This is a genomic window from Janthinobacterium sp. HH106, assembly GCF_001758725.1.
Classification (GTDB): domain Bacteria; phylum Pseudomonadota; class Gammaproteobacteria; order Burkholderiales; family Burkholderiaceae_D; genus Janthinobacterium.
Genome location: NZ_LRIC01000019.1, coordinates 41,474 through 67,448, shown reverse-complemented (window position 1 = coordinate 67,448; position 25,975 = coordinate 41,474). Strand labels below are relative to the sequence as shown.

Below are 25,975 nucleotides of genomic sequence, written 5' to 3'. Positions count from 1 at the left end.
CATCTTTTTCTACCCGCACGTCCCCATAAGGAACCCCACACGCATGCCCCATGACATCAGCCTGATCACCACCATCGCCGCCGCCCTCGGGTTCGGCCTCATCTTCGGCTTCATCGCCGCGCGCCTGAAACTGCCGGCACTGGTCGGCTATCTGGCCGCCGGCATCATCATCGGACCGGCCACGCCCGGTTTTGTGGCGGATGCGGAAATAGCGGGACAATTGGCGGAAATCGGGGTGATGCTGATGATGTTCGGTGTCGGCCTGCACTTTTCCATCGAAGATTTGTGGGACGTGCGCAAGATCGCGCTGCCTGGCGCCATCCTGCAGATCGGCGTCGCCACGGCGATGGGCATGGGCCTGGCCCACTGGTGGGGCTGGACCCTCGGTGGCGGCCTGATCTTTGGCCTGGCCCTGTCCGTGGCCAGTACCGTGGTGCTGCTGCGCGCGCTGGAAGAACGGGGCATCCTTGACTCGCTCAATGGCCGCATCGCCGTCGGCTGGCTGGTGGTGGAAGATCTGGTCACCGTATTGGTCCTCGTGCTGCTGCCGGCGTTCGCCAGTGTGCTGGGTGGCAAGGTCGCGCCCGATGCCGAGGCCGTCAGCCTGTGGCAAACCCTGGCCATTACCCTGGGGCAAGTAGCCGGCTTCATCATCTTCATGCTGGTCGTGGGCCGCAAGCTGTTCCCGTGGATTCTATGGCAAGTGGCGCGCACCGGTTCGCGCGAACTGTTCACCCTGTGCGTGATCGCCGCCGCCGTCGGCATCGCCTACGCCTCGACCAAACTGTTCGGCGTATCGTTCGCGCTGGGCGCCTTCTTCGCCGGCATGGTGCTGCGCGAATCGGAACTCAGTCACCGCGCCGCGGAAGAGTCCCTGCCCTTGCGCGACGCGTTCGCCGTGCTGTTCTTCGTGTCCGTCGGCATGCTGTTCGAGCCGACCATCCTCATCGACAAGCCCCTGCAAGTGCTGGCCGTGTGCGCCATCATTATCTTCGGCAAGTCGATCGCCGCCTTCCTGCTGGTGATGGCCCTGCGCTATCCGCCGAAGACGGCCATCATCGTCTCGGCCAGCCTGGCGCAGATCGGCGAATTCTCGTTCATCCTGGCCGCCCTGGGCCTGTCGCTGGGCCTGATGCCGCAGGAAGGGCAAAGCCTGATCCTGGCCGGCGCCATCCTGTCGATCGCCCTCAACCCGCTCGTCTTCAGCATGGCCAAGCCGCTGCTGCGCGTGATCGGCAACAGCGATTTCGCGCGCAAGTTCGAACGCACCACGGACCCGCTGGCCGAGCTGCCGATGACGGTGCCGCAGGAAAAGCTGTCGGGCCAGATCGTGCTGGTCGGCTACGGCCGCGTGGGCCGGCGCATCGCCGCCGCCCTGATGGAACGGGGCATCCACTTTGTCGTGGCAGAGGAAAACCGCGAAATCGTCGATCAGCTGCGCAAGCAGGGCATCCCGGCCGTGGCCGGCAATGCGGGCGAACCGGCCGTACTGATCCAGGCGCACATCACGCACGCCACCATGCTCGTCATCGCCACGCCGGACACCTTCCACGTGCGCGCTATGATCGAGACGGCGCGCGCGCTGAACCCGCACATCCTGACGGTGGTGCGCACGCACAGCGAGGAAGAGGCGGAATTGCTGCGCGCGGAAAACGCGGGCAAGGTGTTTATCGGCGAGCACGAACTGGCCAATGGCATGGCCGAGCACGTGCTGCAGAGTTTTGAGACGGCCAGCAAGGGGCATGGCCATTAAGGCTCTTTGATGCCGAATCTGTGACCCATGCAAATGCCGGGGTCGGACCCTGAGGGTCCGACCCCGGTTTTTTTTCAGGGTTACAAACGTGCCGCCAGCTCCGCCCCTTCCCGTATCGCCCGCTTGGCGTCGAGCTCCGCCGCCAGCGCGGCGCCGCCGATCTTGTGGAAACGGGGACCGCCCGCGAGCAGCGGCTTGCCATCCTTGTCGACTGGCGGCATGAGTTCCGTCAGGCTGTCCTGACCCGCGCAGATGATGACGTTATCCACCGCCAGCAGGCGCTGCTCGCCGCCGACGGTGATGTGCAAGCCTTGCCCGTCGATCTTGTCGTAGGTGACGCCGGCCAGCATGGCCACGCCGTTGCGCGCCAGCGCCGCGCGGTGCACCCAGCCCGAGGTCTTGCCCAGCCCCGCGCCCACTTTCGACGTCTTGCGCTGCAACAGAAAGATTTGCCGCACGGGATGGGGCGCCACGGGCGGCACCAGGCCGCCGCCCGTCGCCGCGTTCAAGTCCACGCCCCACTCGCCCGCCCAGGTCGATACGGGCTGCGGCAGCGGGTGCGCCGGGTCGTGCAGCAAATACTCTCCCACGTCGAAACCGATGCCGCCCGCGCCGATGATGGCCACGCGCGCGCCCACGGGCTTCTTGGCTTGCAGCACATCCAGGTAGGACAGCACTGTCGGATGGTCGATGCCGGGAATGGCCGGCAGGCGCACCTTGATGCCGGTGGCGATGATGACGTCGTCATAACCGCCGGCCAGCAATTGCTCGCGCGTGACGCGCTGGCCCAGGCGCAGCTTGATAGTCGACAAGGCGATGCGGCGGGCAAAATAGCGGATGGTTTCCGTAAACTCTTCCTTGCCCGGTATCTGCATGGCCACCTTGAACTGGCCGCCCACGCTGTCGCTGCTGTCGAACAGGGTCACCTCGTGCCCGCATTCGGCGGCCACGGTGGCGGCCGACAAGCCGGCCGGCCCGGCGCCGACGACGGCCACGCGGCGCGGCACGGCTTTTTTCGCGTACACAAGTTCCGTTTCATGGCAGGCGCGCGGGTTGACCAGGCAGCTGGCGCGCTTGTTGGCAAAGGTGTGGTCGAGACAGGCCTGGTTGCAGCCGATGCAGGTGTTGATCTCGTCCGCGCGGCCCGCTGCCGCCTTGGCGACAAAGTCAGGGTCGGCCAGGAAGGGGCGCGCCATCGACACCAGGTCGCAGTCACCCCGCTCCAGGATGGCATTGGCCTCGTGCGGCATGTTGATGCGGTTCGACGCCACCACGGGAATCGTCACTTCGCGGCGCAGCCGGCCCGCCACGCTGGCAAACGCGGCGCGCGGCACCGAGGTGACGATGGTGGGCACCCTCGCCTCATGCCAGCCGAAACCCGTATTCAGAATGGTCACGCCCGCCTGTTCCAGCGCCTTGGCCACCGTCACCACGTCGTCCCAGGTATTGCCGCCCTCGACCAGGTCGAGCAAGGAATGCCGGTACATGATGATGAAGTTGGGGCCGACGGCGGCGCGGATGCGGCGCACGATCTCCACGGGCAGGCGCATGCGGTTCTCGATCGTGCCGCCCCAGCGGTCCTGGCGCAGATTCGTGCGCGCGCACAGGAACTGGTTCAATAAATAGCCCTCGCTGCCCATCACTTCGATGCCGTCGTAGCCGGCCTTTTGCGCCAGGCGCGCGCAGCGCACGTAGTCGCAGATGGTGCGCTCGATGCCCCGTTCCGTGAGGGGACGGGGGCGGAACGGCGAGATCGGCGATTTCTTGGCCGATGCCGAGACGACGAACGGTTGATAACCATAGCGGCCCGCGTGCAGAATCTGCATGACGATCTTGCCGCCCTCCTCGTGCACGGCGCGCGTGACCTTGCGGTGGTTGGGCACGTCGCCGAGGAAGTTCAAGGTGCCGCCGAACGGCAGCAGCCAGCCTTGCCGGTTCGGCGAGATGCCGCCCGTGACGATCAGCCCCACGCCGCCGCGTGCCCGTTCGCGGTAAAACGCGGCAAGCTTGCCATAATGATAAAAACGGTCTTCCAGGCCCGTGTGCATGGACCCCATGATGACGCGGTTGCGCAAGGTGGTAAAACCCAGGTCGAGCGGGGCCAGCAGATGGGGGTAGGCAGTCATGGTGATCGGTCCGGTAAGGTGGTTGCAGGCCGTACGGTAGCAAGCATTGCCGCTCGCCGCAGCGACTTTCTCTAGACCGGGAGTTCTAAATCGCCCCGCGCGCCCGACGGCGGTGCGTACAGCTTGTGCCGGGCGGTACTTTCCCGTAGGCTAGGTGGCATGAAGCGACTCTTCCTCTGCCTGTTGATGCTGTGCGCCGTCCCCGCTACCGCGCCGGCACAGGCCATACGCCTGGACAAGCTGAAGGTCGAGGTCAAGCGCATCGAGGTCGACGGGCAGCGCATGTATGAAGTCGATGCCAGCGGCAGCGTGCAGGCGCCGCCGGCCTCCGTGTGGAAGACCCTGACCACTTACGAGCGCATGAGCGAATTCGTGCCCGACCTCAGTTCCTGCCGCGTGCTGTCGCGCAACGGCAATGAAGTCATCATCGAGCAGCAGGGCATGGCGCGCTTCCTGTTCATGAACCATGCGATCCACCTGGTGGTGCGGGCCACGGAAACGCCGTTGACGGCCATCGACATCGCCCTGATCTCGGGCGACATGCGGCATTACGAATCGCGCTGGAATCTGTATCCCGTGCCCGAGACGGGCGGCACGCGCATCGTCTTTTCCAGCCGGCTGATGCCGGGCTTCTATGTGCCCGGCATGCTGGGCACGACCATGATACGCGGCGATATCGAACGCATGATGGCGGCCGTACTCACCCGCATCGACAGCCAGTACGCGGAAAAGGCAGGTTAAATCAAGCCAGATAGGTATCGCGGTCGCGGATTTCCGCGAAGTTTTCCAGGCTGCCCAGTTTTACGGTGACGGGGTTGAGGCTCGCTTGCGGCTGCATCGAGCGCCAGGCGAACAGCCATTCCTGTTCGGGCGCTTCGGCACGCGTCTTGGTGAAGGCGGCGCCCAGGGCCGCGCGCTGGCCGTATTCGACCAGGCCATCGATGCCGGCCCAGCTGGGCAAGGTGCGCTGCACGGCGCGGTGCAGGCGTTCGCCGAATTCTTCCGTATTGTGGATGATCAAACAAGCGTCGGCAGGGGCGAACAGGTCGAACAGTTGCTTGTCCCACACTTGCGAAAAACTCAGGGTCAAACAATTGCCCGCTGGCGCCAAGCGGAACTGGCCCAGGCTCAGCGCCAGCTCGAGTTCGCTGCGCTGGCCGTAGCGGTGCAGGGTGGGGGGACGTTTGTAATCGTGCATGCTGGACTCGTTCTTCAATAGTAGGGTAAACCGGCGCGCCGCCTAGCGGGGCGGGCGGATGTGGCGCCGGATGCGCTGGGCCCTGGCAGCCAGGTAAATTTCGCGCAGTAAATAAATAAAACAGCCGATCAGGCAAATTACGGCCAGCACAAAGAAGGCCGCGATGTATTTGTCCAGGGTCAGGTTCAGAATATCGCCCAAAAACAGCATGGCGATGATGACGCAGACGAAGAAACCGCACGCCGTGCTCAGCGAAATCGAATAATTGATCAGATGGGTACGCCGATACAGGGTATCTAGCTCATCCATATAGAAATCGTTGTAGCCGATGTCGAGCCGGTCTTCCAGCACGCGCGTGCGGTCGATGATGCGGCCCAGGCGGTTGGTCAGTACCACCAGCATGGTGCCGATACCGGTCAACAGGAAAACCGGCGCAATCGCCAGCTGGATGATATGGCCGATGTCGCCGATCTGTATGTTCATGGATAAAAAGTCGTGGGTTCACACCGGCGCCCGACCCTGGCGCCAGCACAGGCCATAGTGTAGCAGGTGGCGCACGCCGGCTGGCCGCTTTGCCAACCGGCATGTTGCAAGGTCATGCGAAGCCGCGCCCCGGCACAAAGCGCTCGGTGGCGCGCACCAGCGCCGAAGCGATGCCGTGCTCGAGCGCGCCATGGCCCGCGTCGGGAATCATTTCCAGCTGGGAACCAGGCCAGGCTTGCTGCAGGCGGTAGGCCGACAGCGGCGGGCAGATGGCGTCGTAGCGTCCCTGCACGATGACGGCCGGCAAATGCGCGATGCGTCCCATGTTGCGGATCAGCTGGTCTTCTTCGAAGAAACCGAGATTGGCCATGTAATGCGATTCGAGCCGGCCCACGCCCAGATCCAGCGCATCGTTCGGCGCGTCTTCCGGCTGCGGCATCAGATACACGCGGCGGCCTTCGAAGCGGCTCCAGGCGCGCGCGGCCGGCCAGTACACGGCCGGGTCGCTGCTGAGGATGCGTTGCACGTAAGCCGCCAGCAAGTCGCCCCGCTCCTCGAGCGGAATCGGGGCGGCGAATTCCTCGTACAGTTCCGGATAAAACCAGCGCACGCCTTCGATGAACCAGTCGATTTCCGCCTGCGTGCACAGGAAAATACCGCGCAGCACGAAACCGAGACAGGCCGCCGGATGCGCCTGGCCATATGCCAGCGCCAGGGTCGAACCCCAGGAGCCGCCAAACACCAGCCATTGGGCGATGCCGAATTGGGCGCGCAGGCGTTCGATGTCCTCGATCAGCAGCTGCGTCGTGTTGTTGCGCCATTCGCCCAGCGGCGTGGACTTGCCGGCGCCGCGCTGGTCGAACAGGATCACGCGGTAGCGCTGCGGGTCAAAAAAGCGGCGGTGCTGCGGCGACAGGCCCGCGCCCGGGCCGCCATGCAGGAACAGCACGGGAATGCCGTCGGGGTTGCCGCACTCTTCCCAATAAATGGTATGGATGTCATCGACCGCCAGCATGCCGTGCCGGTTCGGCGTCAGGGCGGGAAACAGGGGTGACAAAGAATCGGGCATGGCGAGCGGTCCTTGGAATGGCGGTCAGGGCGCCAGGCATGAGGCCTGGCAACTGTTCCAATTATAGTGCGCCGCCGCCGGCTCAGGCCAGCAGCAAGGGCAGGCGGTTCGACGACTTGATTTCGCGCATCGACAGGCTGGACTGGATTTCCGCCACGCCAGGCAGGCGGCGCAGCACGGTCGAGACGAATTCGCCATACGCTTCCAGGTCGCGCGCCACCACTTGCAGGAAATAATCGGCTTCGCCCGCCACATTGTGGCACGACAGAATTTCGGGAATCGTCGCGATCGCTTGCTCGAACTGCGACGGCTGCTCGCCGCCATGGTTGGCAAACACGACGCGTACGAACGCCACCAGGCCGATGCCCAGCTTCTTGCGGTTGAGCAAAGCCTGGTAGCCGGTAATAAACCCTTCCTCTTCCAGGCGGCGCAGACGGCGCCAGACGGGGGTTTCGCTCAGCTTCAAGCGCTCGGCCAGGCGCGCGTTGGACAGCCGTCCTTCATCCTGCAGCAGCCTGAGTATCTGCAAATCGGTGGCGTCGAGGCTAACTTCTGGAATTTTCATCTAATTTTTGTTTTGATACGAGTGGAATCTACCCGAATACTAGGGCATGCAGGGCAGGAAAAGCAAGCACATTTCATCGCGTCAAGAACATAATGGGGCCCGGCGAGCAGGCTGCAGCGTGCGCATGCTCCCGCTTTTCTTTTCGACTGAGCCATGTCCGATTCTACCTTCCTGATGTACCTGCTGGCACTGGCCGGCGCCTTTTTATTGCCGGGCCCCGACATGGCGCTGGTGCTGGCGACGGGCGCCGCGCGCGGCGTGGCCACGGCGCTGGTGACGGCACTGGGTATCGCCGGCGCGCGCGCCGTGCACGTGGCGCTGTCGGGCGCGGGCCTGGCGGCGCTGATGGTCACGCATCCGCAAGCCTTGCAGTGGGTCAAATGGGCGGGCGCCGCCTACCTGCTGTACCTGGCGCTGCGCCTGCTGCAGTCGGCCCTGTCGGCCAAAACAACGGAGGAAAAAGCCGCCCCCGCCACGGCGCACAGCGCCCGTGCCAGCCTGGTGCGCGGCTTCCTGACGAATCTGCTCAATCCGAAGGCACTGCTGTTTTGCAGCATGTTCCTGCCGCAATTCGTCATGGGCAGCGACAGCGTCGGTATGCAATACCTGCGCCTGGGCGCCATCCTGGTGCTGGTGGGATTACTGTTCGACGCCATCTACGCCGTGCTGGCCGCGCGCCTGGCGCGCCGCCTGCGCGGTAAACCCTCGCCTTACGGCAAGTTCGTGCTGCCCACCGTCTTCGTCTTGCTGGCCGGGCGGCTGGTGCTGGGCTGAACTGTCGGCGGCAGCGGCGCCCCGCCGGCAAAGAAGGCGGGGTAATCGTTCAGCAGGCTGCGCTCGAGGTCGTTAACCTTGCGAAATTGCCGCAGCGCCGGCGCCATGGCCCGCCCCGCATCCCAGCTGCGCCAGGCGTTCGGCGCATCGAACTGCGCCAGCAAGGCGTCGCCCAGGTCCTGATACACGGCCGCCATCTGCGGTTTTGCCTGCAGCACTTGCAGATACAAGGCCGTCGCTTGCGGCCATTGCCCCAGCTTGGCGCGCAAATTCCCCTCGAACAAGGCCAGCACGGGCTGCGCCATCCCCGTTTGCGTCCTTAAATCTTGCACGGTGGCCAGCGCGGCTGCGATACCCTGCTGGTCCTTGGCCAGCAATCCTCGCGTCAAATCGTGGATGGGCTGGCATTCCTGCATGGCCAGTATCTGCTGGGGCGACAGCTTGTCGACCAGTTCGCCCGTGGAAAAATGGTCTTCCAGCATGGTCAAGAAAGCTTCGAAAGGCTGGTCGGCGGCAAACAGTTTTTCCGCTTCGGCCCGCAGCGCAGGGTGTGCCTGAGGCGCCTGGGGTCCCGGCGGCGGCAACAGCGCCGCCTGCGCCAGCACGCGCTCGAGCGGGGGCGCATCGGCCGCCAGCGGACGGGGCCGGTAGGCGGACAAGGTATAGGTGGCCGGTGCGCCCGCCGTCATGGCGCTGATGCGGAACTGCCGCGTCACCGCGCCGCCCACCTCCTGGTAGTGCAAGGTGAAGTCGGCGGGAATGCGCTTGCCGTCGGCCAGCATCTTCAGCACCAGCGGGTGGCCGCCCCAGGTGTAGCGCAAGTACTGGGCAAAGGCCGTCGCGTCGTCGCCGCTGACGGGACTGCCCGCGATGCCCAGGCGCAGCAGGGGCTGCCCGTCGAGCGACCACAGCACGGCGCCGTCGAGCACTTGCGGCTGCAGAGCGCCGCGCCGCTTGTTGTCCAGCACCGACAAAGCCTGCTCATCATACACGCGAGGCGTTGCGTGCTGCTCCAGGCCGCCCGCCTTCAGCATGCCGCCAAGCCCCTGCCGGTGGCGCAGCTCGGCGGCGCGAAAGCCCGCCACGTCGAACAGCGAATACGTGTCGTAGGTGGATGCCACCGTATCGATGACGTGGCGGCGGCGGGTGGCAAAGTCGAAGACGGACAGAATGCGGCCATCGCGTACGCTCAGGTAATGCGGTCCCAGCACGACATCGCTGTCCTGCGTCTCGCGCGCGGGCAGGCTGGTTTTCACGCCGGGCTGGTTGACGCGCTCGGTAACCACCGTGATGTGGAACGCGACGCTGGCCTGGGCCGCGCTGGCGCCCAGGAAAAGGATGGCGGCCACGCTGGCGCGGCGCAAGGCGGGAACAAGGGTCATGGAGATGATGCAGTGGAGAAATACTGATTCTAAGGCAAATCCGGCGATCTCCTTGTTTTGCTGGCAAGCATAAAAAAAGACAGCCGCAGCTGTCTTTTCTGTTTTACTTCAACAACGATTACGACATGTGCTGGCCGCCGTTGATCGAGATATTCGCGCCCGTGACGAACGCCGCTTCATCGGAAGCCAGGTAGGCGACCAGGCCGGCCACTTCTTCCGGCTTGCCCAGGCGCGCCATCGGAATTTGCGGGATGATTTTGCTGTCGAGCACTTCCTGCGGAATCGCCATGACCATCTTGGTGCCGATGTAGCCTGGCGAAATGGTGTTGACGGTGACGTTCTTGCGCGCCACTTCCAGCGCCAGCGACTTGGTGAAGCCATGCATGCCCGCTTTCGCGGCCGCATAGTTGGTCTGGCCGAAAGCGCCCTTCTGGCCGTTCACGGACGAGATATTGATGATGCGGCCCCAGCCGCGTTCCACCATGCCGTCGCAGACGGGCTTGGTCATGTTGAAGACGGAATCGAGGTTGGTGCTCATCACGGCATCCCAGTTCGTCTTGTCCATCTTCTTGAACGTCATGTCGCGCGTGATGCCGGCGTTATTCACCAGCACGTCGACAGGACCGATTTCCGCTTCCACTGCCGCCACGCAGGCAGCGGCCGAATCGTAGTCGGCCACGTCGCACGGATATGCCTTGAAGTCGTAGCCCATGTCCTTGGTCGTCGCCAGCCATTCCTCGACCTTCGGATTGCCTGGGGAATATGTGGTCACCACGCGATAGCCAAGCGCCGCCAGCTTGAAACACACCGCTTCGCCCAGACCACCCATGCCACCAGTTACCAATGCAACTCTTGCCATTTTCATCCCCTCAGTGTCGTTCTATTGCCAAAAAGTTAATTATTTAGTGAAAGCAACCCAGTTCCGCCGAGAATTACAGCGGCGTACCGCCGCGAACCCCGCCGTCACGCACTGCGCGCGACGGCGGGGTTCGGTGCCAGCTACTTAATCGCGCTCGATCGCTAAAGCGACACCCATGCCGCCACCGATGCACAGCGCTGCCAGGCCTTTCTTGGCGTCGCGGCGTATCATTTCGTGGATCAGGGTGACCAGGATGCGCGCGCCCGAGGCGCCGATCGGGTGGCCGATGGCGATCGCGCCGCCGTTCACGTTGATCTTGCTGGTATCCCAGCCCATTTCCTTGTTCACGGCAATCGCTTGCGCGGCAAACGCTTCGTTGATTTCCATCAGGTCCAGCTCTTCATGCGTCCAGCCGGCTTTTTTCAGGCACAGACGCGATGCGGAGACGGGGCCCATGCCCATGACAGCCGGGTCCAGGCCCGACGAGGCATAAGCCTTGATGCGCGCCAGCGGCTTCAAGCCCAGTTCCTTCGCTTGCGAAGCGGACATCATGATCACGGCGGCGGCGCCGTCGTTCAGACCCGAGGCATTGCCGGCCGTGACGGTGCCGTCCTTGGCAAACGCAGGGCGCAGGCCGGCCAGCGATTCCAAGGTCGAGCCGGGCTTGATGTATTCGTCGCTGTCGAAGACGACCGTGCCTTTTTTGTTGGCGATTTCCAGCGGCAGGATTTCATCCTTGAACTTGCCCGCTTTTTGCGCAGCTTCCGCCTTCAGCTGCGACTGCAGCGCGAATTCATCCTGCTCGGCGCGCGTCACTTCGTATTTCTTGGCGACGTTTTCCGCCGTGATGCCCATGTGGTACTGGTTGTACACGTCCCACAGGCCATCGACGATCATGGTGTCGATCATCTTGAAGTCGCCCATGCGGAAACCGTCGCGCGAACCGTTCATCGCGTGCGGCGAGGCGCTCATGTTTTCCTGGCCGCCGGCGATGATGATGTTGGCGTCGCCGCACTTGATCGCTTGCGCCGCCAGGTGCGTGGCCTTCAGGCCGCTGCCGCAAACCTTGTTGATGGTGAATGCCGGGATGGAACTGGGCAAGCCAGCCTTGATGACGGCCTGGCGCGCGGCGTTCTGGCCGACGGCGGCCGTCAGCACCTGGCCCAGGATGGCTTCGCCGATCAGGTTCGGGTCGATGCCGGTTTGTGCCAGCAAGCCCTTGATTACATGCGCGCCCAGTTCGGACGCAGGAATCTTGGCCAGACTGCCACCGAATTTGCCGACTGCGGTACGGCCGGCGGCCACGATTACGACATCATCCATTTATTTCTCCGATATGCTGGCCACGAGGGCCAAGGTCAAGGTGCTAATAGAATCCAATTGGAATCCAGTGAATCCGGGAAGACACAGCAAGCTGCGTTTCATTCTAGCGCGGCATGCGCCGCAGTTCCAGCGCCGCACCGCTGGCGGCGGCGATGACAGCCTGCTTGCGGTGGCGGCGGGCAACCTGGCGCGGCGGATAGCCGCTGCCGGGCCGCAAAACGCTTAGGCCTGGCGAGCAGGACGCGTGTTTTTATTTTTATCATACCCTTCATCGGCACCGCCGAAAGTGGTTTTTAGAAAATTATTGAAGGGAATAATCAGGGGCACGGGTGTTTGCTTTACCACCTGCAACAGCTCGCCAAATTTTTGACGCGATGCAGCAAACTCACCCTTTGTCACAGTCTCAAATTTCTCCTGGGTTTCTTGAGCAACATCCTTTGCCTGGCGGCCATATGCACCGATGCGTTCGATGGCCAGTTGGGACTGGGTGCGCGACAGTTGCAGCAGCGCTTGCGTATCCTTCACGGACAGCAGCTGATTGCCCGCCACCGTAGCGGCAGCCAGCGCCGCGCGGGCCGCATCGAGCTGCAACTCCAGCACGTTGGCGCCGCTGTCGACGGCGGCCTGGGCATACGCTTGCGCGCTGATCAATTGCGCTTCCACCACGGCCTTGCCAGCCAATGCCCATTGTTCGGAAAATAAAAACATGTCGTTCCTCCCCAAAGAGTAGGCAGCGCCATGTTGCGCCGCACAGTGCTCAACTGTAAGCGGTGGTTCATTGCTGAACCTTGATATTTATCAAGCTTTGCTGTTGGTTTGTTTCCACCTCAACGTTGATCAAGACAACAACTTGATACCATCGAGCGTAGCCGCGCACTGCTCACGTATCACGCTGACGAAATCGCGCACATAGGCCTTGTCCTGCAACGGCTCCGGCACGGACACGTACAAATCGCTCCACAAGCCATGCTCGCCCACCGGGCGCGCCACCACATAATCGTAATCGACGTAATTCTTGATGGCCCAGTTCGGCAAGGCGGCGATGCCGCGCCGGCTCGCCACCAGTTGCAGCACGGCCACCGTCAATTCGGCCGTGCGGCGTTCAAACTGGATGCCGGCCGGCCGCAGCACTTCACGGATCAGGTCGATGCGCTCTTCCGGCACGGGATAGGTGATCAGGGTCTCGCCCGCAAAGTCGCTCGCCGCAAGGCGGCGCTGCGCCTGCAGCCGGTGCTTCTGCGCCATCACCACCAGCATTTCAAAGCGGAACAGGGGAAACACGGTGAAATCGGGGCCGTACGGCGAGCCGATCACGAGGTCCGCCTCGCCCGAACGCAGCAAGTCCGCCGGTTCGCTGTGAAAGCCGGAGACAAGATCGATCTCCACTTCCGGCCAGCGCTGACGGAACGCATCCATCACGGGCATGAGCCAGTCGAAACAGGTATGGCATTCGAGCGCCACGCGCAGCTGCCCCTTGTCGCCCTGCGACAAACGCGCCACGTCGCGCTCGGCCAGCTCGATCTCGGGCAACAGCTTGTCGGCCAGCTCGAGCAGCCGGCTGCCCGTGGCCGTGAAGGCGATCGGCATCGACTTGCGCTCGAACAAGGGCGCCTTGTAGCGCTCTTCCAGCAACCGGATCTGGTGCGACAGCGCCGACTGGGTCAGGTTGAGCAGCTGCGCGGCGCGCACCAGGCTGCCGGAGGAACGCAAGGCACTCAAGGTGCGCAGGTGGCGAATTTCTAGCATCGGGGAAATGACGTCTGCAGGTGAATTATTTTCATGTTATTCGGCAAAATGTTTCGTTTTGATTATAGACCAAGTTGCCGCACACTCTAGCGCATTCACATTAAATCTCGATGACATCATGACCATTCGTACGCACATCCTTGGCTTTCCCCGTATCGGCGCCACGCGCGAACTGACACTGGCGCTGGAAAGCCACTGGCGCGGCGAGCTGTCCGAGGCGGCGCTGGAAGCGACGGCTCAACAATTGCGCGCACGCCACTGGGCGCAGCAACGCGACGCGGGCCTGGCCTACGTCACCGTGGGCGACTTCGCCTTCTACGACCAGGTGGCCAGCCATATCCAGCTGCTGGGCTGCGAGCCGGCGCGTTTTGATTTCGGCGCGGAACAATCGCCGCTGTCGCGCTATTTCACGATGGCGCGCGGCGGTACCAGCCAAGCGGAGCATGCCGGCTGCAGCCACGGCCATGCGCTGGAAGTGAGCAAGTGGTTTGACACCCATTACCATTACCTGGTGCCCGAATTGTCGCCGCAGACCCGCTTTTCGCTGGCGTGCGAGCGCCTGCTGGCGGAAGTGGCCGAGGCGGAGGCGCTCGGTCACCAGGTCAAGGCGGCCCTGATCGGCCCCCTCACCTTCCTGTGGCTGGGCAAGGAAAAGACGCCGGGCTTCGAGCGCCTGGCGCTGCTGGAACAATTGCTGCCCGTCTACGGCGCCCTGCTCGACCGCCTGAAACAGCAGGGCGTGGCGTGGGTGCAGCTCGAGGAACCGATCCTGGGCCTGGACTTGCCCCATGCCTGGCGCAGCGCCTTCGAGAGTGCCTACTGGCAGCTGAACCAGGTGGGGGTGAACATCCTGCTGGCCACGTATTTCTCGCCGCTGGAAGAAAACCTCAGCCTGACATGCCGCCTGCCCGTGGCCGGCCTGCACGTGGACGGCATCCGCGCGCCGCATGAATTGGTCAGTGTCACGGACTGGCTGCCCGCGCATAAAGTCTTGTCGATCGGTATAGTCGATGGCCGCAATATCTGGCGTACCGACCTCGACGCTGCCCTGGCCGTGCTGCAGCCGCTGGCCGCCAAGCGCAACGGGCACCTGTGGCTGGCGCCGTCGTGCTCGCTGCTGCACGTGCCGTTCAGCCTGGAAGCGGAGACGCACCTCGATGGCGACATCAAGAGCTGGCTGGCGTTTGCCACGGAAAAACTCACGGAACTTGCGCTGCTGAAAGGCGCACTGGAAGGCCATCCCGACGATACCACGCTGGCGAGGTCCCGCCGGGCCATCGCCGGCCACCGTGGCAGCGCCCGCGTCCACCGTGCGCCGGTCGCGCAGCGCCTGCAGACGCTGTCGCCCACCATCGACCGCCGCGATTCCGGCTTCCCGTTGCGCCAGGCCGCGCAGCATGCACGCTTGCGCCTGCCCGACTTCCCGACGACGACCATTGGCGCCTTCCCGCAGACGCCGGCCATCCGCGCCGAAATCGCCCACGCCGTGGGCCGCCAGGAAGCGCTGGGCCTGGACGTGCTCGTGCATGGCGAAGCGGAACGCAATGACATGGTCGACTACTTCGGCGAGCAGCTGGACGGCTTCGTGTTGACCCGTCACGGCTGGGTGCAATCGTGCGGCTCGCGCTGCGTCAAGCCGCCCATCATCTACGGCGACGTGCAGCGTCCGGCCCCCATGACGGTCGCATGGACGGCCCATGCGCAAAGCCTGACGAGCAAACCGATGAAGGGCATGCTGACGGGCCCGGTGACGCTCTTGCAATGGTCGTTCGTGCGCGACGACCAGCCGCGCGCCGCCACGGCGCTGCAGCTGGCCCTGGCCATCCGCGACGAAGTGCAGGACCTGGAAACGGCCGGCATCGGCATCATCCAGATCGACGAGCCGGCCATCCGCGAAGGCTTGCCGCTGCGCCGCGGCCAGTGGGACGCCTATCTGGACTGGGCCACGCGCGCCTTCCGCATCGCCGCCTCGGTGGTCGGCGACACGACGCAGATCCACACCCACATGTGCTATGCCGAGTTCAACGACATCCTGCCGCAGATCGCCGCCATGGATGCCGACGTCATCACGATAGAGACGAATCGCTCGGACGTGAAACCGCTGACGGGCTCAGTCCAGTTCCAATACTCGAACGAAATCGGCCCCGGCGTGTACGGCATCCACTCGCCGCGCATCCCCACCGCCGTCGACATGGTGACATTACGGCAAAAAGCCAGCGGCTTGAAGACGCGTGGCTGGGTGGAAACGGAAACAGCGTTGCGTCATATGGTCGAGGCGGCACGGCAGATGCGCGCAGCGTAATCGGACATGGCGCCTGAGGGCGCATGGGCGGCGGCTTTCGGGGCGGCGCACCGGTTTTCCGGGGCGCCGCCCGTTTTTTTTGACATGAAGTAGGTATTGCCCTGCGGAATAGCATGCGCCAGGCCCCTGACGCTGATTTTTTTGCAGTAGAATGCAAGAAATTTACTGCTCCCATTGTTGCCGTACGGAACATCTGGCCTGCCGCAGTTTCACTTTGATAAATGTTTATGTCCAAAAGCCCGTCGCAGAAGCCTATCGAAATCAAGATTTCCACCGTCGTTGCTGTCTCCGCCATCCTGCATAGCGCCGATACGCAGGCACTCGATGCCGCCTTGCGCGACATGACGGGAGGCGTGGCGGACTTTTTCGAGGACGACCTGGCCGTGCTGGACGTGGCGGCCTTGCCGCCCGGCAGCGTGCCCATCGACTGGGCCGCCCTCGTGGCCCTGCTGAAAAAATACCGTTTGAATGCCGTGGCCGTGCGCAATGCGCCGGCCGATATGCATGACGCCATCCTGGCGCAAGGCTTGAGCCTCGACAGCGGCAAGACGCGCGACGATGCGCCACCCAAGGATGGTCCCAAGGATACACCCACGGCGGCGGCCCAGTCGGGCGCCGACGCCCAGGTGATGGTGATCGACACGCCCGTGCGGGCCGGCCAGCGCATCTATGCGCGCGGCTGCGACCTGATCATCACTGCCGTCGTCAACAATGGCGCCGAAATCATCGCCGACGGCAGCATCCACGTGTATTCCTCGCTGTACGGCCGCGCGCTGGCCGGCGCCTCGGGCAATCCCCAGGCGCGCATCTTCGCGCTGGCCATGGAACCGGAACTGGTCTCGATCGCGGGCGTGTACCGCACGTTCGAGGATGGTTTCCCTGCAGAAATGGCGCGCGGACCCGCGCAAATTCGTTTGGCTGGAGACAGAATCGATATACACTCTGTCAATCCGGTCACTCCCGTGAACCGCTCTTAAGCTGCACAATTCAAGAGATATCTGAAAAGGATTATTTGTGGCAAGAATTATTGTTGTGACGTCCGGCAAGGGCGGTGTCGGCAAGACGACCTCTAGCGCCAGTTTTTCCACTGGCCTGGCCATGCGCGGCCACAAGACAGCCGTGCTCGATTTCGACGTGGGCCTGCGGAACCTCGACCTGATCATGGGTTGCGAGCGCCGCGTCGTGTATGACTTGATCAATGTGATCAATAAAGAAGCAACCCTGAACCAGGCCCTGATCAAGGACAAGCACTGCGACAACCTGTTCATCCTGCCCGCCTCGCAGACGCGCGACAAGGATGCCTTGTCGGAAGAAGGCGTGGAACGCGTGTTGAACGACCTGATCAACATGGGTTTCGAGTTCATCATCTGCGATTCGCCGGCCGGCATCGAGCATGGCGCGCTGATGGCGCTGACGTTCGCCGACGAAGCCATCATCGTCACCAACCCGGAAGTGTCGTCGGTGCGCGATTCGGACCGCATCCTCGGCATCCTGCAAGCCAAGTCGCGCCGTGCGCAGACGGGCGGCGAGCCGGTCAAGGAACATTTGCTGATCACCCGCTACTCGCCGAAACGCGTGGAATCGGATGAAATGCTGTCCTACCAGGACGTGCAGGAAATCCTGCGCATCCCGCTGGTGGGCATCATTCCCGAGTCGGAGCAAGTGCTGGCCGCCTCGAACCAGGGCAATCCGGCCATCCATTTCACGGGCACGGACGTGGCGCAAGCCTATGAAGACGTGGTCTCGCGTTTCCTCGGCGAAGAGGTCGAGTTGCGCTTTACCAACTATGAAAAGCCTGGATTACTCCAGCGCATTTTTGGGGCGAAGTGATATGGCCTTGCTTTCTTTCCTCTTCCCCCCCAAGCCGAAGACGGCCACCGCGGCCAAGGAACGCCTGCAGATCATCATCGCCCGCGAACGCAGCGGACGCGATGGTCCGGACTTCCTGCCCGCCCTGCACAAGGAATTGATCGCTGTCATTTCCAAGTACACGAAGGTGAATGCCGACGACATCAAGATCTCGCTGGACCGCCAGGGCAACCTGGAAGTGCTCGACGTCAACGTGGTGCTGCCGGACGCGTAAGGTTTACTCCGGCCTGACCATGAGCAATTCCTGCGCCACCGCGGCGCAGGCGTTCACGTGCTGGTTGCCGATCTGGCGGAACACGGCGTAGCCGATGGCTGCCGCCACCGCCTGGCCGGCGAACGGCACGAAGCGCGCCACCTGCTTGGTGGCAATCTTGACGCCACTGCGCTTGAGCAGGTGGAGGATCAGTTCGCGCGACACCAGCTTTCCTACCAGCATGCCTCCCATGCCCACCGCCGCGCGGTAGGCCATCATCTTGAACTGCGGGTTCAGGCGCTCGATCTGCTCGGGCGTCAGGCCGAATTCGTGGTTGATATCGTTGATCAACATGGAAAACAGACCCATGTCGGACATCAGGTCGATGCCGGGAATGGGGATGGCCGAGGCGCCCGCCGACATCATGGCGCGCCGCTGCACCAAGCGCCGGCAACGCTCGCGCACTTGCTCGATTTCGGCACGACTGGCCGGTATCAGTGTCCAATCGGTAGTGCTCTTGTCTGGCATGGCCGCTTCTCCGCTAGTAGGGGTAGATGAACAAGTGTAACGTAAAGGATCTGCCCTCCGATTTCACTGGACACAGTTGCAATCTCTGTTATATTTCACTTGAGCATTCCTTAACATTACGATAAGCAGAGCAGGTCGTCTGTTTGTTGCTACACACTCCAGCCAATTATGCGAATTGCCGTACTCGATAGCGACCATAGCCAGGCAGAACTGATATGCCAGGTGCTCACCGCCGCCGGCCACGCTTGCCACGAGTTTCAGAGTGGCAAGGAAATGCTGGGGCAGCTGCGCAAGGACAGTTGCGACATGCTCATCCTCGACTGGCATGTGAGCGATCTGGACGGTGCGGAAGTCTTGCGCCGTGCCCGGGAAAAACTGGCGCCGAAGGCGCCCGTGTTGTTTATGACCAACAGTTCCGGCGAAGACGACGTGGTGGCGGGCATGACGGCAGGTGCCGACGACTACATGATCAAGCCCCTGCGGCGCAGCGAACTGACCTTGCGCACCCAGGCGCTGCTGCGCGTGGCGTACCCGGCCCAGAATGGCGCCGAGTACTTGCAATTCGGTCATTACACGTTTGAAACCCGTCCCGGCCGCCTGTTGCGCGATGGCGAAGTGCTGGATGTGACGCACAAGGAATTCGCCCTGGCGCTGCTGTTTTTCCGCAACCTGGGCCGTCCCCTGTCGCGCGCCTACATCCACGAAGCCGTGTGGCAGCGCGACACGGCCCTGCCCTCGCGCACCATGGATACCCACGTCTCGCGCGTGCGCAACAAGCTGCAGCTGAAACCGGAACACGGCTACAGGCTCGTGCCCGTCTACAGCTACGGTTATCGCCTGGAAAAACTGGGCGGCTGAACGGCGGCAAACGGCTGACCTGCTCAAAGCGCGGGCACAAAGCGTTATAATGTCGCCATAAGTCATCCAACAGCCCTGAAATGCAACTGCTCGCCGTCGGCCTCAACCATACCACCGCCCCAGTGTCGCTCCGCGAACAGCTGGCGTTTGCGCCTGAGCACTTGGGCCAGGCGGTGATGGCGGCGCGCACCTGGTTCCAGCGCATCGACTTGCGCGACAATGACGAAGCGGCCATCCTGTCGACCTGCAACCGCACCGAGCTGTATGCGGCCAGCCATGTGCCGAACCCGCTCGACGCCGGTGCGCATTTCCTGGCCGACTACCACCAGCTCAACTACAGCGAGCTGCGCCCCCACTTGTACATGCTGCCGCAGCACGATGCCGTGCGCCACACCTTCCGCGTCGCCTCCGGGCTCGATTCGATGGTGCTGGGCGAAACGCAAATCCTGGGGCAGATCAAGGACGCCATCCGCACGGCCGACGAGGCGGGCGGCCTGGGCACGTATCTGCACCAGTTGTTCCAGCGCAGCTTTTCGGTGGCCAAGGAAGTGCGCAGCAGCACGGAAATCGGCGCCCACAGCGTATCCATGGCGGCCGCCGCCGTGCGCCTGTCGCAGCGTATCTTCGACAAGATCGCCGAGCAGAACGTGCTGTTCATCGGCGCCGGCGAAATGATCGAATTGTGCGCCACGCACTTTGCCGCGCAAAACCCGAAAAGCATCACCATTGCCAACCGCACCATGGAACGGGGCGAGGAACTCGCGCACCGCTTCAACGGCACGGCGATCCGCCTGGCCGACCTGCCGGAGCAGCTGCACCAGTTCGACATCGTCATCTCGTGCACGGCATCGTCCTTGCCGCTGCTGGGCCTGGGCCTGGTCGAGCGCGCCATCAAGGCGCGCCGCCACAAGCCCATGTTCATGGTCGACCTGGCCGTGCCGCGCGACATCGAGGCGGAAGTGGGCCGTTTGAACGACGTCTTCCTGTACACGGTCGACGACCTGGGCAAGGTCGTGCAGACGGGCCTGGAAAGCCGGCAGGCGGCCGTGGCGCAAGCCGAGGCCATCATCGAGACGCGCGTGCAATCGTTCATGAGCTGGGTCGACGACCGTGCCATGGTGCCCGTCATCCAGCATCTGCATGAAAACAGCGAAACCTTGCGCCTGATGGAAGTGGAACGGGCGCGCAAGATGCTGGCCAAGGGCGCCGACATCGACGCCGTACTCGAAGCGCTGTCGAAAGGCTTGACGGCCAAGTTCCTGCACGGCCCGCAGCAAGCGCTGCACCATGCGCAAGGCGACGAGCGCAAGCAGCTGGTCACCCTGCTGCCGAAACTGTTCCGCCCCCGCCGTTAGCGCAGCCCCGCTGGCCGCCCGCGCGCGGCTACCCCTGCCCGCCTGCCGGGCTTGCATCATTCCTACACTCTTTTTACCGCGAATCGCTATGAAACCATCCATGCTGGCCAAACTCGATCAACTGGCGAACCGCCTGGTCGAACTCGACGAACTGCTGATGCATCCGGACGCCACGTCGAACATGGACAGCTACCGCAAGATGACGCGCGAGCACGCCGAACTGGGCCCGCTGGTGGCCCTGTACCGCTCCTACCAGGAAGCGGGCAACGACATCGCCACGGCGCAAGAGATGCTGGCGGACCCGGACATGAAGGAATTCGCCCAGGAAGAGATCGAGGCGGCCAAGGCCACCATGGCGCGGCTCGAGCGCGAACTGCAGACCATGCTGCTGCCGAAGGACGTCAACGATGAGCGCAATATCTTCCTGGAAATTCGCGCCGGCACGGGCGGCGATGAATCGGCCCTGTTCGCCGGCGACCTGCTGCGCATGTACACGCGTTTTGCCGAACGCAACCGCTGGCAGGTGGAGCTGGTGTCCTCGTCCGATTCCGACCTGGGCGGCTACCGCGAGGTGATCGTGCGCGTGGTCGGCAATGGCGCGTATTCGAAGCTGAAGTTCGAGTCGGGCGGCCACCGCGTGCAGCGCGTGCCGGCCACGGAAACGCAGGGCCGCATCCACACGTCCGCCTGCACGGTGGCCGTAATGCCGGAAGCGGACGAGGTGGAAGACGTCAACATCAACCCGGCCGACCTGCGCATCGACACCTACCGCGCTTCGGGCGCGGGCGGACAGCACATCAACAAGACGGATTCGGCCGTGCGCATCACCCACTTGCCGACCGGCATCGTGGTCGAGTGCCAGGATGACCGCAGCCAGCACAAGAACAAGGCGCAGGCGATGAAAGTGCTGGCCGCGCGCATCAAGGACGTGCAATTGCGCGAGCAGCAGTCGAAGGAAGCGGCCACGCGCAAGAGCCTGATCGGCTCGGGCGACCGCAGCGAGCGCATCCGCACCTATAATTTCCCGCAGGGCCGCCTGACGGATCACCGCATCAATCTGACCTTGTACAAGCTTGACTTCATCATGGATGGGGATTTGACGGAGCTGACGAATGCGCTGGCGGCGGAGCACCAGGCGGAACTTTTAGCAGCGCTGGGCGATTAGCAATAGCCGGGGTCAGACCCGGCGGGTCTGACCCCGCGTTAAGTTGTAGGTCGGCTTAGCGCGCAGCGCGTAAGCCGACAGCTTTAAGTAGCGGCTAAGCAATAAAAATCGGCCCTTGTGCGAAAATGACCAGCTCGATTCCATCCACCTCACCGTGTCGCCCATGAAAAATTCACGCACCGTCCTCCTGTTGACCGCCGCCCTGTGTTTCCTGATGCTGGGCGTGGCCATGTATTTGCAGCATGCCATGAACATGGCGCCGTGCCCGCTGTGCGTGATCCAGCGCTACCTGTTCCTCGCCATCGGCATCGCCTGCCTGGCGGGCGCGGCAGCCAACCGTCCGAAGATCGGCGCCGGCGTCGGCTTGCTGGCGGCCCTGGGCGGCATGGGCGTGGGCGCCAAGCATCTGTACGTGCTGGCCAATCCCGGCTTCTCGTGCGGCATCGATCCGGTGGAAACGGCGCTGAACAAGGTCTTCACGGCCGAACTCATGCCCTTCATGTTTGAATCGTATGGCGCCTGCGAAAATGCCGGCGAGCCGTTTTTCGGCCTGTCGATTCCGCAATGGGCATTCATCTGGTTCGCCATCTTCGCCATCACCATGTTGTGGACTTTGCTGCGCCGCAAACAATAATCAATTATCTATGCCAGAAACACTGATCCCTGCCGGCAGCACTGTCGGCGCCCTGCAAATCCGTCCGCTGCTCGACCCGCTCGACAACCGCATCCTGCTGGGCCATGCGCTGGGCCTGTCGCGCGTCAGCTTGATCACGCAATCGGAGCGAGTCCTTACTCCTGATGAAACCGAGCGGTTATCGGGCTTGCTGGCGCGCCGCCTGCAGGGCGAGCCGATCGCCTACATCGTCGGCCAGCGCGAATTTTTCGGCTTGCCGTTCGAAGTGAACGACGCCGTGCTGATCCCCCGCCCCGATACGGAAGTGCTGGTGGAACTGGCGCTCGAGCGCCTGCCGCCAGGCGGACGGGTGCTCGACATGGGCACGGGCAGCGGCGCCATCGCCGTCGCGCTGGCGCACACGCGGCCCGACGCCGTCGTCACGGCCCTGGACGTGAGCAGCACGGCGCTGGCCGTGGCGCGCCGCAACGCCAGCGCCAACGGCGTCAACATCACCTTCATGACCAGCGACTGGTTCGAAGCGCTGGGCACGGAAAAGTTCGACCTGATCGTCTCCAATCCCCCCTACATCGCCAGCGGCGACCGCCACCTGGCCGAAGGCGATCTGCGCTTCGAGCCGGCGGGCGCGCTGACCGACCATGCGGACGGCCTGTCGGCCCTGCGCACCATCGTTGCCGGTGCCGCGCGCCACCTGGCGTCGGGCGCCTGGCTGCTGATGGAACACGGCTATGACCAGGCGGCATCCGTGCGCGAGCTGCTGGCCGCTGCCGGCTACAACAAGGTGCAAAGCTGGCGCGACCTGGCCGGCATCGAACGGGTCAGCGGCGCCCGCCTGGGCTGACCGTTGCCACCTGCGCAAAGCTTGACCCGGCGGCGCGCCAGATCCCCCCGCAGTTTGTTAAAATATCAAGCGAATTCCTGACCGAAGCGCCGTCCCCGTTGCCCGGGGCGGACGCTGGCGACGCGGCGTTTTTTGGGCCGGCGCCGACGCATTTGCCAAAATTCGGTTAATCTCAGCACAAATTATTTATATGCTGCACAAGAAAGGAAGCTCAAATTGCCCAACCTGTTGACTCGCCGCCTGGCATTGCTGACCGAAGATGCCAACCGCGCGCTGCTGGGCGGCTTGCGCGGCATCGAGCGCGAAACCCTGCGCGTCGACCACGCCGGCCATCTGGCTTCCACGCCCCACCCCGCCGCCTTGGGCTCGGCGCTGACGCACCCTGAAATCACCACCGACTACGCCGAAGCGCTGCTCGAATTCATCACCCCGGCCGAAGCCGACATCGCCGTCACGCTCGACAAGCTCGATACCGTGCACCGCCACGCCTACAGCCGCCTCGGCGACGAGTTGCTGTGGAGCCAGTCGATGCCGTGCCAGCTGCCGCCCGAAGCGGACATCGAGATCGCCAACTACGGCACGTCGAACATGGGCATGCTCAAGCACGTCTACCGGCGTGGCCTGGCATTGCGCTACGGCAAAGCCATGCAATGCATCGCCGGCATCCATTACAACTATTCGCTCGACGAGCAGCTGTGGCAAGTGCTGGCCAGCCATCCGGACACCAGCGCCAGCCCCACGCACGCAGCCGCCACGCCGAAAGACGTGCAGTCGGAAAGCTACCTGGCGACGATCCGCAATTTCCGCCGCTACAGCTGGCTGTTGATGTACCTGTTCGGCGCCTCGCCGGCCCTGTCCGCCGGCTTCCTGCGCGGCCGCGCGCACAAGCTCGACACCTTGTCCGACGATACCCTGTTCCTGCCGTACGCGACCAGCCTGCGCATGAGCGACCTCGGCTACCAGAACGACGCCCAGTCCGGCCTGCGCCCGCACGAAAACAGCCTCGATGATTACGTCAACGCGCTCACGCACGCCGTCAACGACCCGTATCCGCCGTACGCGGCGTTGGGCACGAAAAAGGATGGCGAGTGGATACAGTTGTCCACCAACGTGCTGCAGATCGAAAATGAATACTATTCGACCATCCGCCCGAAACGCGTGATCCGCACGGGCGAGCGCCCCATCCAGGCCCTGTGCCTGCGCGGCGTGCAATACATCGAAGTGCGCTGCATGGATGTCGACCCGTTCGAACCAGTGGGCATCAGCCTGGAAACGGGCCGCTTCCTCGACGCGTTTTTGCTGTTCTGCGCGCTCGACGACAGCGCGCCGATTTCTGCCGAGCAAAGTGCTTGCTACACGAACAATTTCGCCCGCACCGTCAAGGAAGGCCGCAAGCCGGGCCTGAGCCTGCGCCGCGATGGCGAAGAGATCGGCTTGCAGGCGTGGGGCGAGGAATTGCTGGCCCGTATCGCGCCCGTGGCGGCCCTGCTCGATGCGCGCCAGGGCGGCACGCAGCACGCGGACAGCCTGGCCGCGCAAGCCCGTAAGCTGGCCGACCCGGACACGACGCCATCGGCCAAGGTACTGGCCGAACTGCGCGCCAACGGCGGCTCGTTTGCCGCCTTCGGCCTGCGCCAGAGCGAACGCCACGCTGCCTGGTTCCGCGCGCAGCCGCCCACCCCCGAGCAAAGCGCGTATTTCGACGAGATGGCCGCCAGCTCGCTGGCCGAGCAGCGCGCCATGGAAGCGGCGCCGGCCGGCAGCTTCGACGACTTCGTCGCCGCCTACCGCGCCAGCACCCTGTGTTCGCACACCTGATCCTGCCTGACTTTTTGCCTGGCGCCCCATGCTGACCTTCTACAATGAATTGCACAGCCAGCACCGGGGCCGCTTCGAGATGTTTCGCGGCACCATGGTGCCCTGCTTCGAGACGCCGGAGCGGGCCGACATGGTGGTGGCCGAGCTGGGGCGGCGCAACCTGGGCCGCATCGTCACGCCGCACGGCGTGCCGCTGACCTCCTTGGAGCGCATCCACACGCCCCGCTACCTGCATTTTTTACGACATGCCTGGCACGACTGGCTGGCGCTCGACCCCGACAACGGGGGCAAGGATGCCTTGCCGTCCGTGTGGCCCGTGCGCACCTTGCGCAGCGATATCGAACCGGACGACTTCACGGCCAAGCTGGGCCTGTATTCGATGGACAACGGCACGCCGCTGACGGCCGGCACGTGGACGGCGGCCAAGACGGGCGCCGACTGCGCCGTCAATGCGGCGCACGCATTGCGCCTGGGCGAACGGGCCACGTTTGCCCTGACGCGCCCGCCGGGCCACCATGCGGGCAGCGATTTCTTTGGCGGCTACTGTTTTCTGAACAACGCGGCCCTGGCCGCGCAGCACCTGCTCGACGATGGCGCGCGCAAGGTCGCCATCCTCGACATCGATTACCACCACGGCAACGGCACGCAGAGCATTTTTTACGGACGCGACGACGTGCTGTTCGCCTCGATCCACGCCGACCCGCGCAGCGAATATCCGTTTTACCTCGGTCACGCCGACGAGACGGGCAGCGGCGCGGGGCTCGGCTACAACGTCAACCTGCCGCTGCCGGCCGGCACGTCCACGGCCAGCTGGTTCGCCGCGCTGGAAACGGCTTGCCTGCGCATCAATATGTACGCGCCCGACGCGCTGGTGGTGTCGCTCGGTGTCGACACCTTCGTGGGCGACCCGCTGTCGCATTTCTCGCTGCAAAGCGGCGACTACCTGCGCGTGGGCGAACGCCTCGCGCATCTGAACCTGCCCACCGCCTTCATCCTCGAAGGCGGCTATGCGGTGAAGGAAATCGGCATCAATGTGGTGAACGTGCTGGAAGGTTTTGAGACGGCGGAGTAACTAGCGGAGCTAGTGGGGTCAGACCCTCAACACCGCTAACGTCAAGCTCAGTGCCAACACAA

General features: G+C 63.7%; 25 protein-coding genes. 14 read left to right on the top strand and 11 right to left on the bottom strand.

The window, feature by feature from the left end; all coding sequences use genetic code 11:
- The first annotated feature begins 43 nt into the window (after positions 1-43).
- The gene (gene ybaL, locus JAB8_RS10185) at positions 44-1,753 is read left to right on the top strand and encodes a YbaL family putative K(+) efflux transporter (RefSeq protein WP_070289415.1); all 1,710 of its coding nucleotides are present in this window, start codon (positions 44-46) and stop codon (positions 1,751-1,753) included.
- A gap of 80 nt (positions 1,754-1,833) precedes the next feature.
- Here ybaL and JAB8_RS10180 read toward each other — a convergent pair whose 3' ends face one another.
- Positions 1,834-3,879 carry an NADPH-dependent 2,4-dienoyl-CoA reductase gene (locus JAB8_RS10180; protein ID WP_070289414.1) on the bottom strand — a complete coding sequence of 682 codons (2,046 nt, stop codon included), beginning with the start codon at positions 3,877-3,879 and terminating at the stop codon, positions 1,834-1,836.
- A gap of 159 nt (positions 3,880-4,038) precedes the next feature.
- On the opposite strand from JAB8_RS10180, the gene JAB8_RS10175 reads away from it, so the two are divergent.
- Positions 4,039-4,620, top strand: coding sequence for an SRPBCC family protein (locus tag JAB8_RS10175; RefSeq protein WP_254679490.1), 582 nt, complete (start codon positions 4,039-4,041; stop codon positions 4,618-4,620).
- Position 4,621: 1 nt separating this feature from the next.
- On the opposite strand, the gene JAB8_RS10170 is transcribed toward JAB8_RS10175, so the two are convergent.
- From JAB8_RS10170 to JAB8_RS10155, 4 genes are all read right to left on the bottom strand, one after another.
- The gene (locus JAB8_RS10170) at positions 4,622-5,077 is read right to left on the bottom strand and encodes a hypothetical protein (RefSeq protein ID WP_034752899.1); all 456 of its coding nucleotides are present in this window, start codon (positions 5,075-5,077) and stop codon (positions 4,622-4,624) included.
- 42 nt (positions 5,078-5,119) lie between these two features.
- Entirely contained in the window at positions 5,120-5,560 is a 441-nt protein-coding gene (locus JAB8_RS10165; RefSeq protein ID WP_070219003.1) for a DUF2721 domain-containing protein, read from the bottom strand.
- A 112-nt stretch (positions 5,561-5,672) separates the two neighbouring features.
- The gene (pip, locus tag JAB8_RS10160) at positions 5,673-6,629 is read right to left on the bottom strand and encodes a prolyl aminopeptidase (protein ID WP_070219002.1); all 957 of its coding nucleotides are present in this window, start codon (positions 6,627-6,629) and stop codon (positions 5,673-5,675) included.
- An 82-nt stretch (positions 6,630-6,711) separates the two neighbouring features.
- The gene (locus JAB8_RS10155; protein WP_034783718.1) at positions 6,712-7,194 is read right to left on the bottom strand and encodes an Lrp/AsnC family transcriptional regulator; all 483 of its coding nucleotides are present in this window, start codon (positions 7,192-7,194) and stop codon (positions 6,712-6,714) included.
- Between the two features lie 153 nt (positions 7,195-7,347).
- On the opposite strand from JAB8_RS10155, the gene JAB8_RS10150 reads away from it, so the two are divergent.
- On the top strand, positions 7,348-7,968 hold the full coding sequence (locus JAB8_RS10150; RefSeq protein ID WP_254679489.1) for a LysE family translocator: 621 nt from the start codon (positions 7,348-7,350) through the stop codon (positions 7,966-7,968).
- On the opposite strand, the gene JAB8_RS10145 is transcribed toward JAB8_RS10150, so the two are convergent.
- From JAB8_RS10145 to JAB8_RS10125, 5 genes are all read right to left on the bottom strand, one after another.
- The gene (locus JAB8_RS10145) at positions 7,905-9,350 is read right to left on the bottom strand and encodes a hypothetical protein (RefSeq protein ID WP_139143003.1); all 1,446 of its coding nucleotides are present in this window, start codon (positions 9,348-9,350) and stop codon (positions 7,905-7,907) included. The genes JAB8_RS10150 and JAB8_RS10145 overlap by 64 nt on opposite strands.
- 118 nt (positions 9,351-9,468) lie before the next feature.
- Positions 9,469-10,209, bottom strand: coding sequence for an acetoacetyl-CoA reductase (gene phbB / locus JAB8_RS10140; RefSeq protein ID WP_070219113.1), 741 nt, complete (start codon positions 10,207-10,209; stop codon positions 9,469-9,471).
- 144 nt (positions 10,210-10,353) lie between these two features.
- The gene (locus tag JAB8_RS10135) at positions 10,354-11,532 is read right to left on the bottom strand and encodes an acetyl-CoA C-acetyltransferase (RefSeq protein WP_034783723.1); all 1,179 of its coding nucleotides are present in this window, start codon (positions 11,530-11,532) and stop codon (positions 10,354-10,356) included.
- A gap of 222 nt (positions 11,533-11,754) precedes the next feature.
- Positions 11,755-12,240, bottom strand: a complete 486-nt coding sequence (locus tag JAB8_RS10130) for a phasin family protein (RefSeq protein WP_070289411.1) — start codon at positions 12,238-12,240, stop codon at positions 11,755-11,757.
- Positions 12,241-12,369: 129 nt separating this feature from the next.
- Complete coding sequence (locus JAB8_RS10125; RefSeq protein ID WP_070289410.1) at positions 12,370-13,278, bottom strand: LysR family transcriptional regulator; 909 nt, start codon at positions 13,276-13,278, stop codon at positions 12,370-12,372.
- A gap of 118 nt (positions 13,279-13,396) precedes the next feature.
- Here JAB8_RS10125 and metE point away from each other — a divergent pair, with 118 nt between their 5' ends.
- The 4 genes from metE (at position 13,397) to minE (ending at position 17,663) form a co-directional block, all read left to right on the top strand.
- Complete coding sequence (metE, locus tag JAB8_RS10120) at positions 13,397-15,580, top strand: 5-methyltetrahydropteroyltriglutamate--homocysteine S-methyltransferase (protein ID WP_070289409.1); 2,184 nt, start codon at positions 13,397-13,399, stop codon at positions 15,578-15,580.
- 227 nt (positions 15,581-15,807) lie between these two features.
- Entirely contained in the window at positions 15,808-16,557 is a 750-nt protein-coding gene (gene minC, locus JAB8_RS10115; RefSeq protein WP_070289408.1) for a septum site-determining protein MinC, read from the top strand.
- A 37-nt stretch (positions 16,558-16,594) separates the two neighbouring features.
- Positions 16,595-17,410, top strand: a complete 816-nt coding sequence (gene minD / locus JAB8_RS10110) for a septum site-determining protein MinD (protein ID WP_034752889.1) — start codon at positions 16,595-16,597, stop codon at positions 17,408-17,410.
- Position 17,411: 1 nt separating this feature from the next.
- Positions 17,412-17,663: a cell division topological specificity factor MinE gene (gene minE / locus JAB8_RS10105; protein WP_034752886.1), complete on the top strand. Its 252-nt coding sequence runs from the start codon at positions 17,412-17,414 to the stop codon at positions 17,661-17,663.
- Between the two features lie 3 nt (positions 17,664-17,666).
- Here minE and JAB8_RS10100 read toward each other — a convergent pair whose 3' ends face one another.
- Positions 17,667-18,170 (bottom strand): hypothetical protein, encoded by a 504-nt coding sequence (locus JAB8_RS10100; protein ID WP_070289407.1) that lies wholly within the window; start codon positions 18,168-18,170, stop codon positions 17,667-17,669.
- Positions 18,171-18,338: 168 nt separating this feature from the next.
- Between JAB8_RS10100 and JAB8_RS10095 the strand changes: the two genes are divergently transcribed.
- The 7 genes from JAB8_RS10095 to JAB8_RS10065 all read left to right on the top strand — a co-directional run bounded on the left by JAB8_RS10095 (position 18,339) and on the right by JAB8_RS10065 (position 25,913).
- A complete protein-coding gene (locus JAB8_RS10095) occupies positions 18,339-19,028 on the top strand; it encodes a response regulator transcription factor (RefSeq protein WP_046681910.1) in 690 nt (229 codons plus the stop codon).
- Between the two features lie 80 nt (positions 19,029-19,108).
- On the top strand, positions 19,109-20,383 hold the full coding sequence (gene hemA / locus JAB8_RS10090; protein ID WP_070289406.1) for a glutamyl-tRNA reductase: 1,275 nt from the start codon (positions 19,109-19,111) through the stop codon (positions 20,381-20,383).
- 88 nt (positions 20,384-20,471) lie between these two features.
- Positions 20,472-21,548: a peptide chain release factor 1 gene (gene prfA / locus JAB8_RS10085; RefSeq protein ID WP_070289405.1), complete on the top strand. Its 1,077-nt coding sequence runs from the start codon at positions 20,472-20,474 to the stop codon at positions 21,546-21,548.
- A gap of 115 nt (positions 21,549-21,663) precedes the next feature.
- Positions 21,664-22,182 (top strand): disulfide bond formation protein B, encoded by a 519-nt coding sequence (locus tag JAB8_RS10080; protein ID WP_306798479.1) that lies wholly within the window; start codon positions 21,664-21,666, stop codon positions 22,180-22,182.
- Positions 22,183-22,192: 10 nt separating this feature from the next.
- Positions 22,193-23,023: a peptide chain release factor N(5)-glutamine methyltransferase gene (gene prmC, locus JAB8_RS10075; protein ID WP_070289404.1), complete on the top strand. Its 831-nt coding sequence runs from the start codon at positions 22,193-22,195 to the stop codon at positions 23,021-23,023.
- Between the two features lie 216 nt (positions 23,024-23,239).
- Complete coding sequence (gene gshA, locus JAB8_RS10070) at positions 23,240-24,841, top strand: glutamate--cysteine ligase (RefSeq protein ID WP_070289403.1); 1,602 nt, start codon at positions 23,240-23,242, stop codon at positions 24,839-24,841.
- 28 nt (positions 24,842-24,869) lie between these two features.
- Positions 24,870-25,913: a histone deacetylase family protein gene (locus JAB8_RS10065; protein WP_070289402.1), complete on the top strand. Its 1,044-nt coding sequence runs from the start codon at positions 24,870-24,872 to the stop codon at positions 25,911-25,913.
- Positions 25,914-25,975 lie beyond the last annotated feature (62 nt).

Coding starts and splice junctions, on each gene's coding strand:
- prmC (WP_070289404.1), top strand. CDS start 22,193: ATGCCAGAAACACTGATCCCTGCCGGCAGCACTGTCGGCGCCCTGCAA.
- prfA (WP_070289405.1), top strand. CDS start 20,472: ATGAAACCATCCATGCTGGCCAAACTCGATCAACTGGCGAACCGCCTG.
- JAB8_RS10100 (WP_070289407.1), bottom strand. CDS start 18,170: ATGCCAGACAAGAGCACTACCGATTGGACACTGATACCGGCCAGTCGT.
- JAB8_RS10175 (WP_254679490.1), top strand. CDS start 4,039: ATGAAGCGACTCTTCCTCTGCCTGTTGATGCTGTGCGCCGTCCCCGCT.
- JAB8_RS10155 (WP_034783718.1), bottom strand. CDS start 7,194: ATGAAAATTCCAGAAGTTAGCCTCGACGCCACCGATTTGCAGATACTC.
- pip (WP_070219002.1), bottom strand. CDS start 6,629: ATGCCCGATTCTTTGTCACCCCTGTTTCCCGCCCTGACGCCGAACCGG.
- JAB8_RS10130 (WP_070289411.1), bottom strand. CDS start 12,240: ATGTTTTTATTTTCCGAACAATGGGCATTGGCTGGCAAGGCCGTGGTG.
- JAB8_RS10180 (WP_070289414.1), bottom strand. CDS start 3,879: ATGACTGCCTACCCCCATCTGCTGGCCCCGCTCGACCTGGGTTTTACC.
- JAB8_RS10145 (WP_139143003.1), bottom strand. CDS start 9,350: ATGACCCTTGTTCCCGCCTTGCGCCGCGCCAGCGTGGCCGCCATCCTT.
- JAB8_RS10170 (WP_034752899.1), bottom strand. CDS start 5,077: ATGCACGATTACAAACGTCCCCCCACCCTGCACCGCTACGGCCAGCGC.
- JAB8_RS10135 (WP_034783723.1), bottom strand. CDS start 11,532: ATGGATGATGTCGTAATCGTGGCCGCCGGCCGTACCGCAGTCGGCAAA.
- metE (WP_070289409.1), top strand. CDS start 13,397: ATGACCATTCGTACGCACATCCTTGGCTTTCCCCGTATCGGCGCCACG.
- phbB (WP_070219113.1), bottom strand. CDS start 10,209: ATGGCAAGAGTTGCATTGGTAACTGGTGGCATGGGTGGTCTGGGCGAA.
- JAB8_RS10150 (WP_254679489.1), top strand. CDS start 7,348: ATGTCCGATTCTACCTTCCTGATGTACCTGCTGGCACTGGCCGGCGCC.
- ybaL (WP_070289415.1), top strand. CDS start 44: ATGCCCCATGACATCAGCCTGATCACCACCATCGCCGCCGCCCTCGGG.
- JAB8_RS10125 (WP_070289410.1), bottom strand. CDS start 13,278: ATGCTAGAAATTCGCCACCTGCGCACCTTGAGTGCCTTGCGTTCCTCC.
- JAB8_RS10095 (WP_046681910.1), top strand. CDS start 18,339: ATGCGAATTGCCGTACTCGATAGCGACCATAGCCAGGCAGAACTGATA.
- JAB8_RS10165 (WP_070219003.1), bottom strand. CDS start 5,560: ATGAACATACAGATCGGCGACATCGGCCATATCATCCAGCTGGCGATT.
- JAB8_RS10065 (WP_070289402.1), top strand. CDS start 24,870: ATGCTGACCTTCTACAATGAATTGCACAGCCAGCACCGGGGCCGCTTC.
- hemA (WP_070289406.1), top strand. CDS start 19,109: ATGCAACTGCTCGCCGTCGGCCTCAACCATACCACCGCCCCAGTGTCG.
- minE (WP_034752886.1), top strand. CDS start 17,412: ATGGCCTTGCTTTCTTTCCTCTTCCCCCCCAAGCCGAAGACGGCCACC.
- minC (WP_070289408.1), top strand. CDS start 15,808: ATGTCCAAAAGCCCGTCGCAGAAGCCTATCGAAATCAAGATTTCCACC.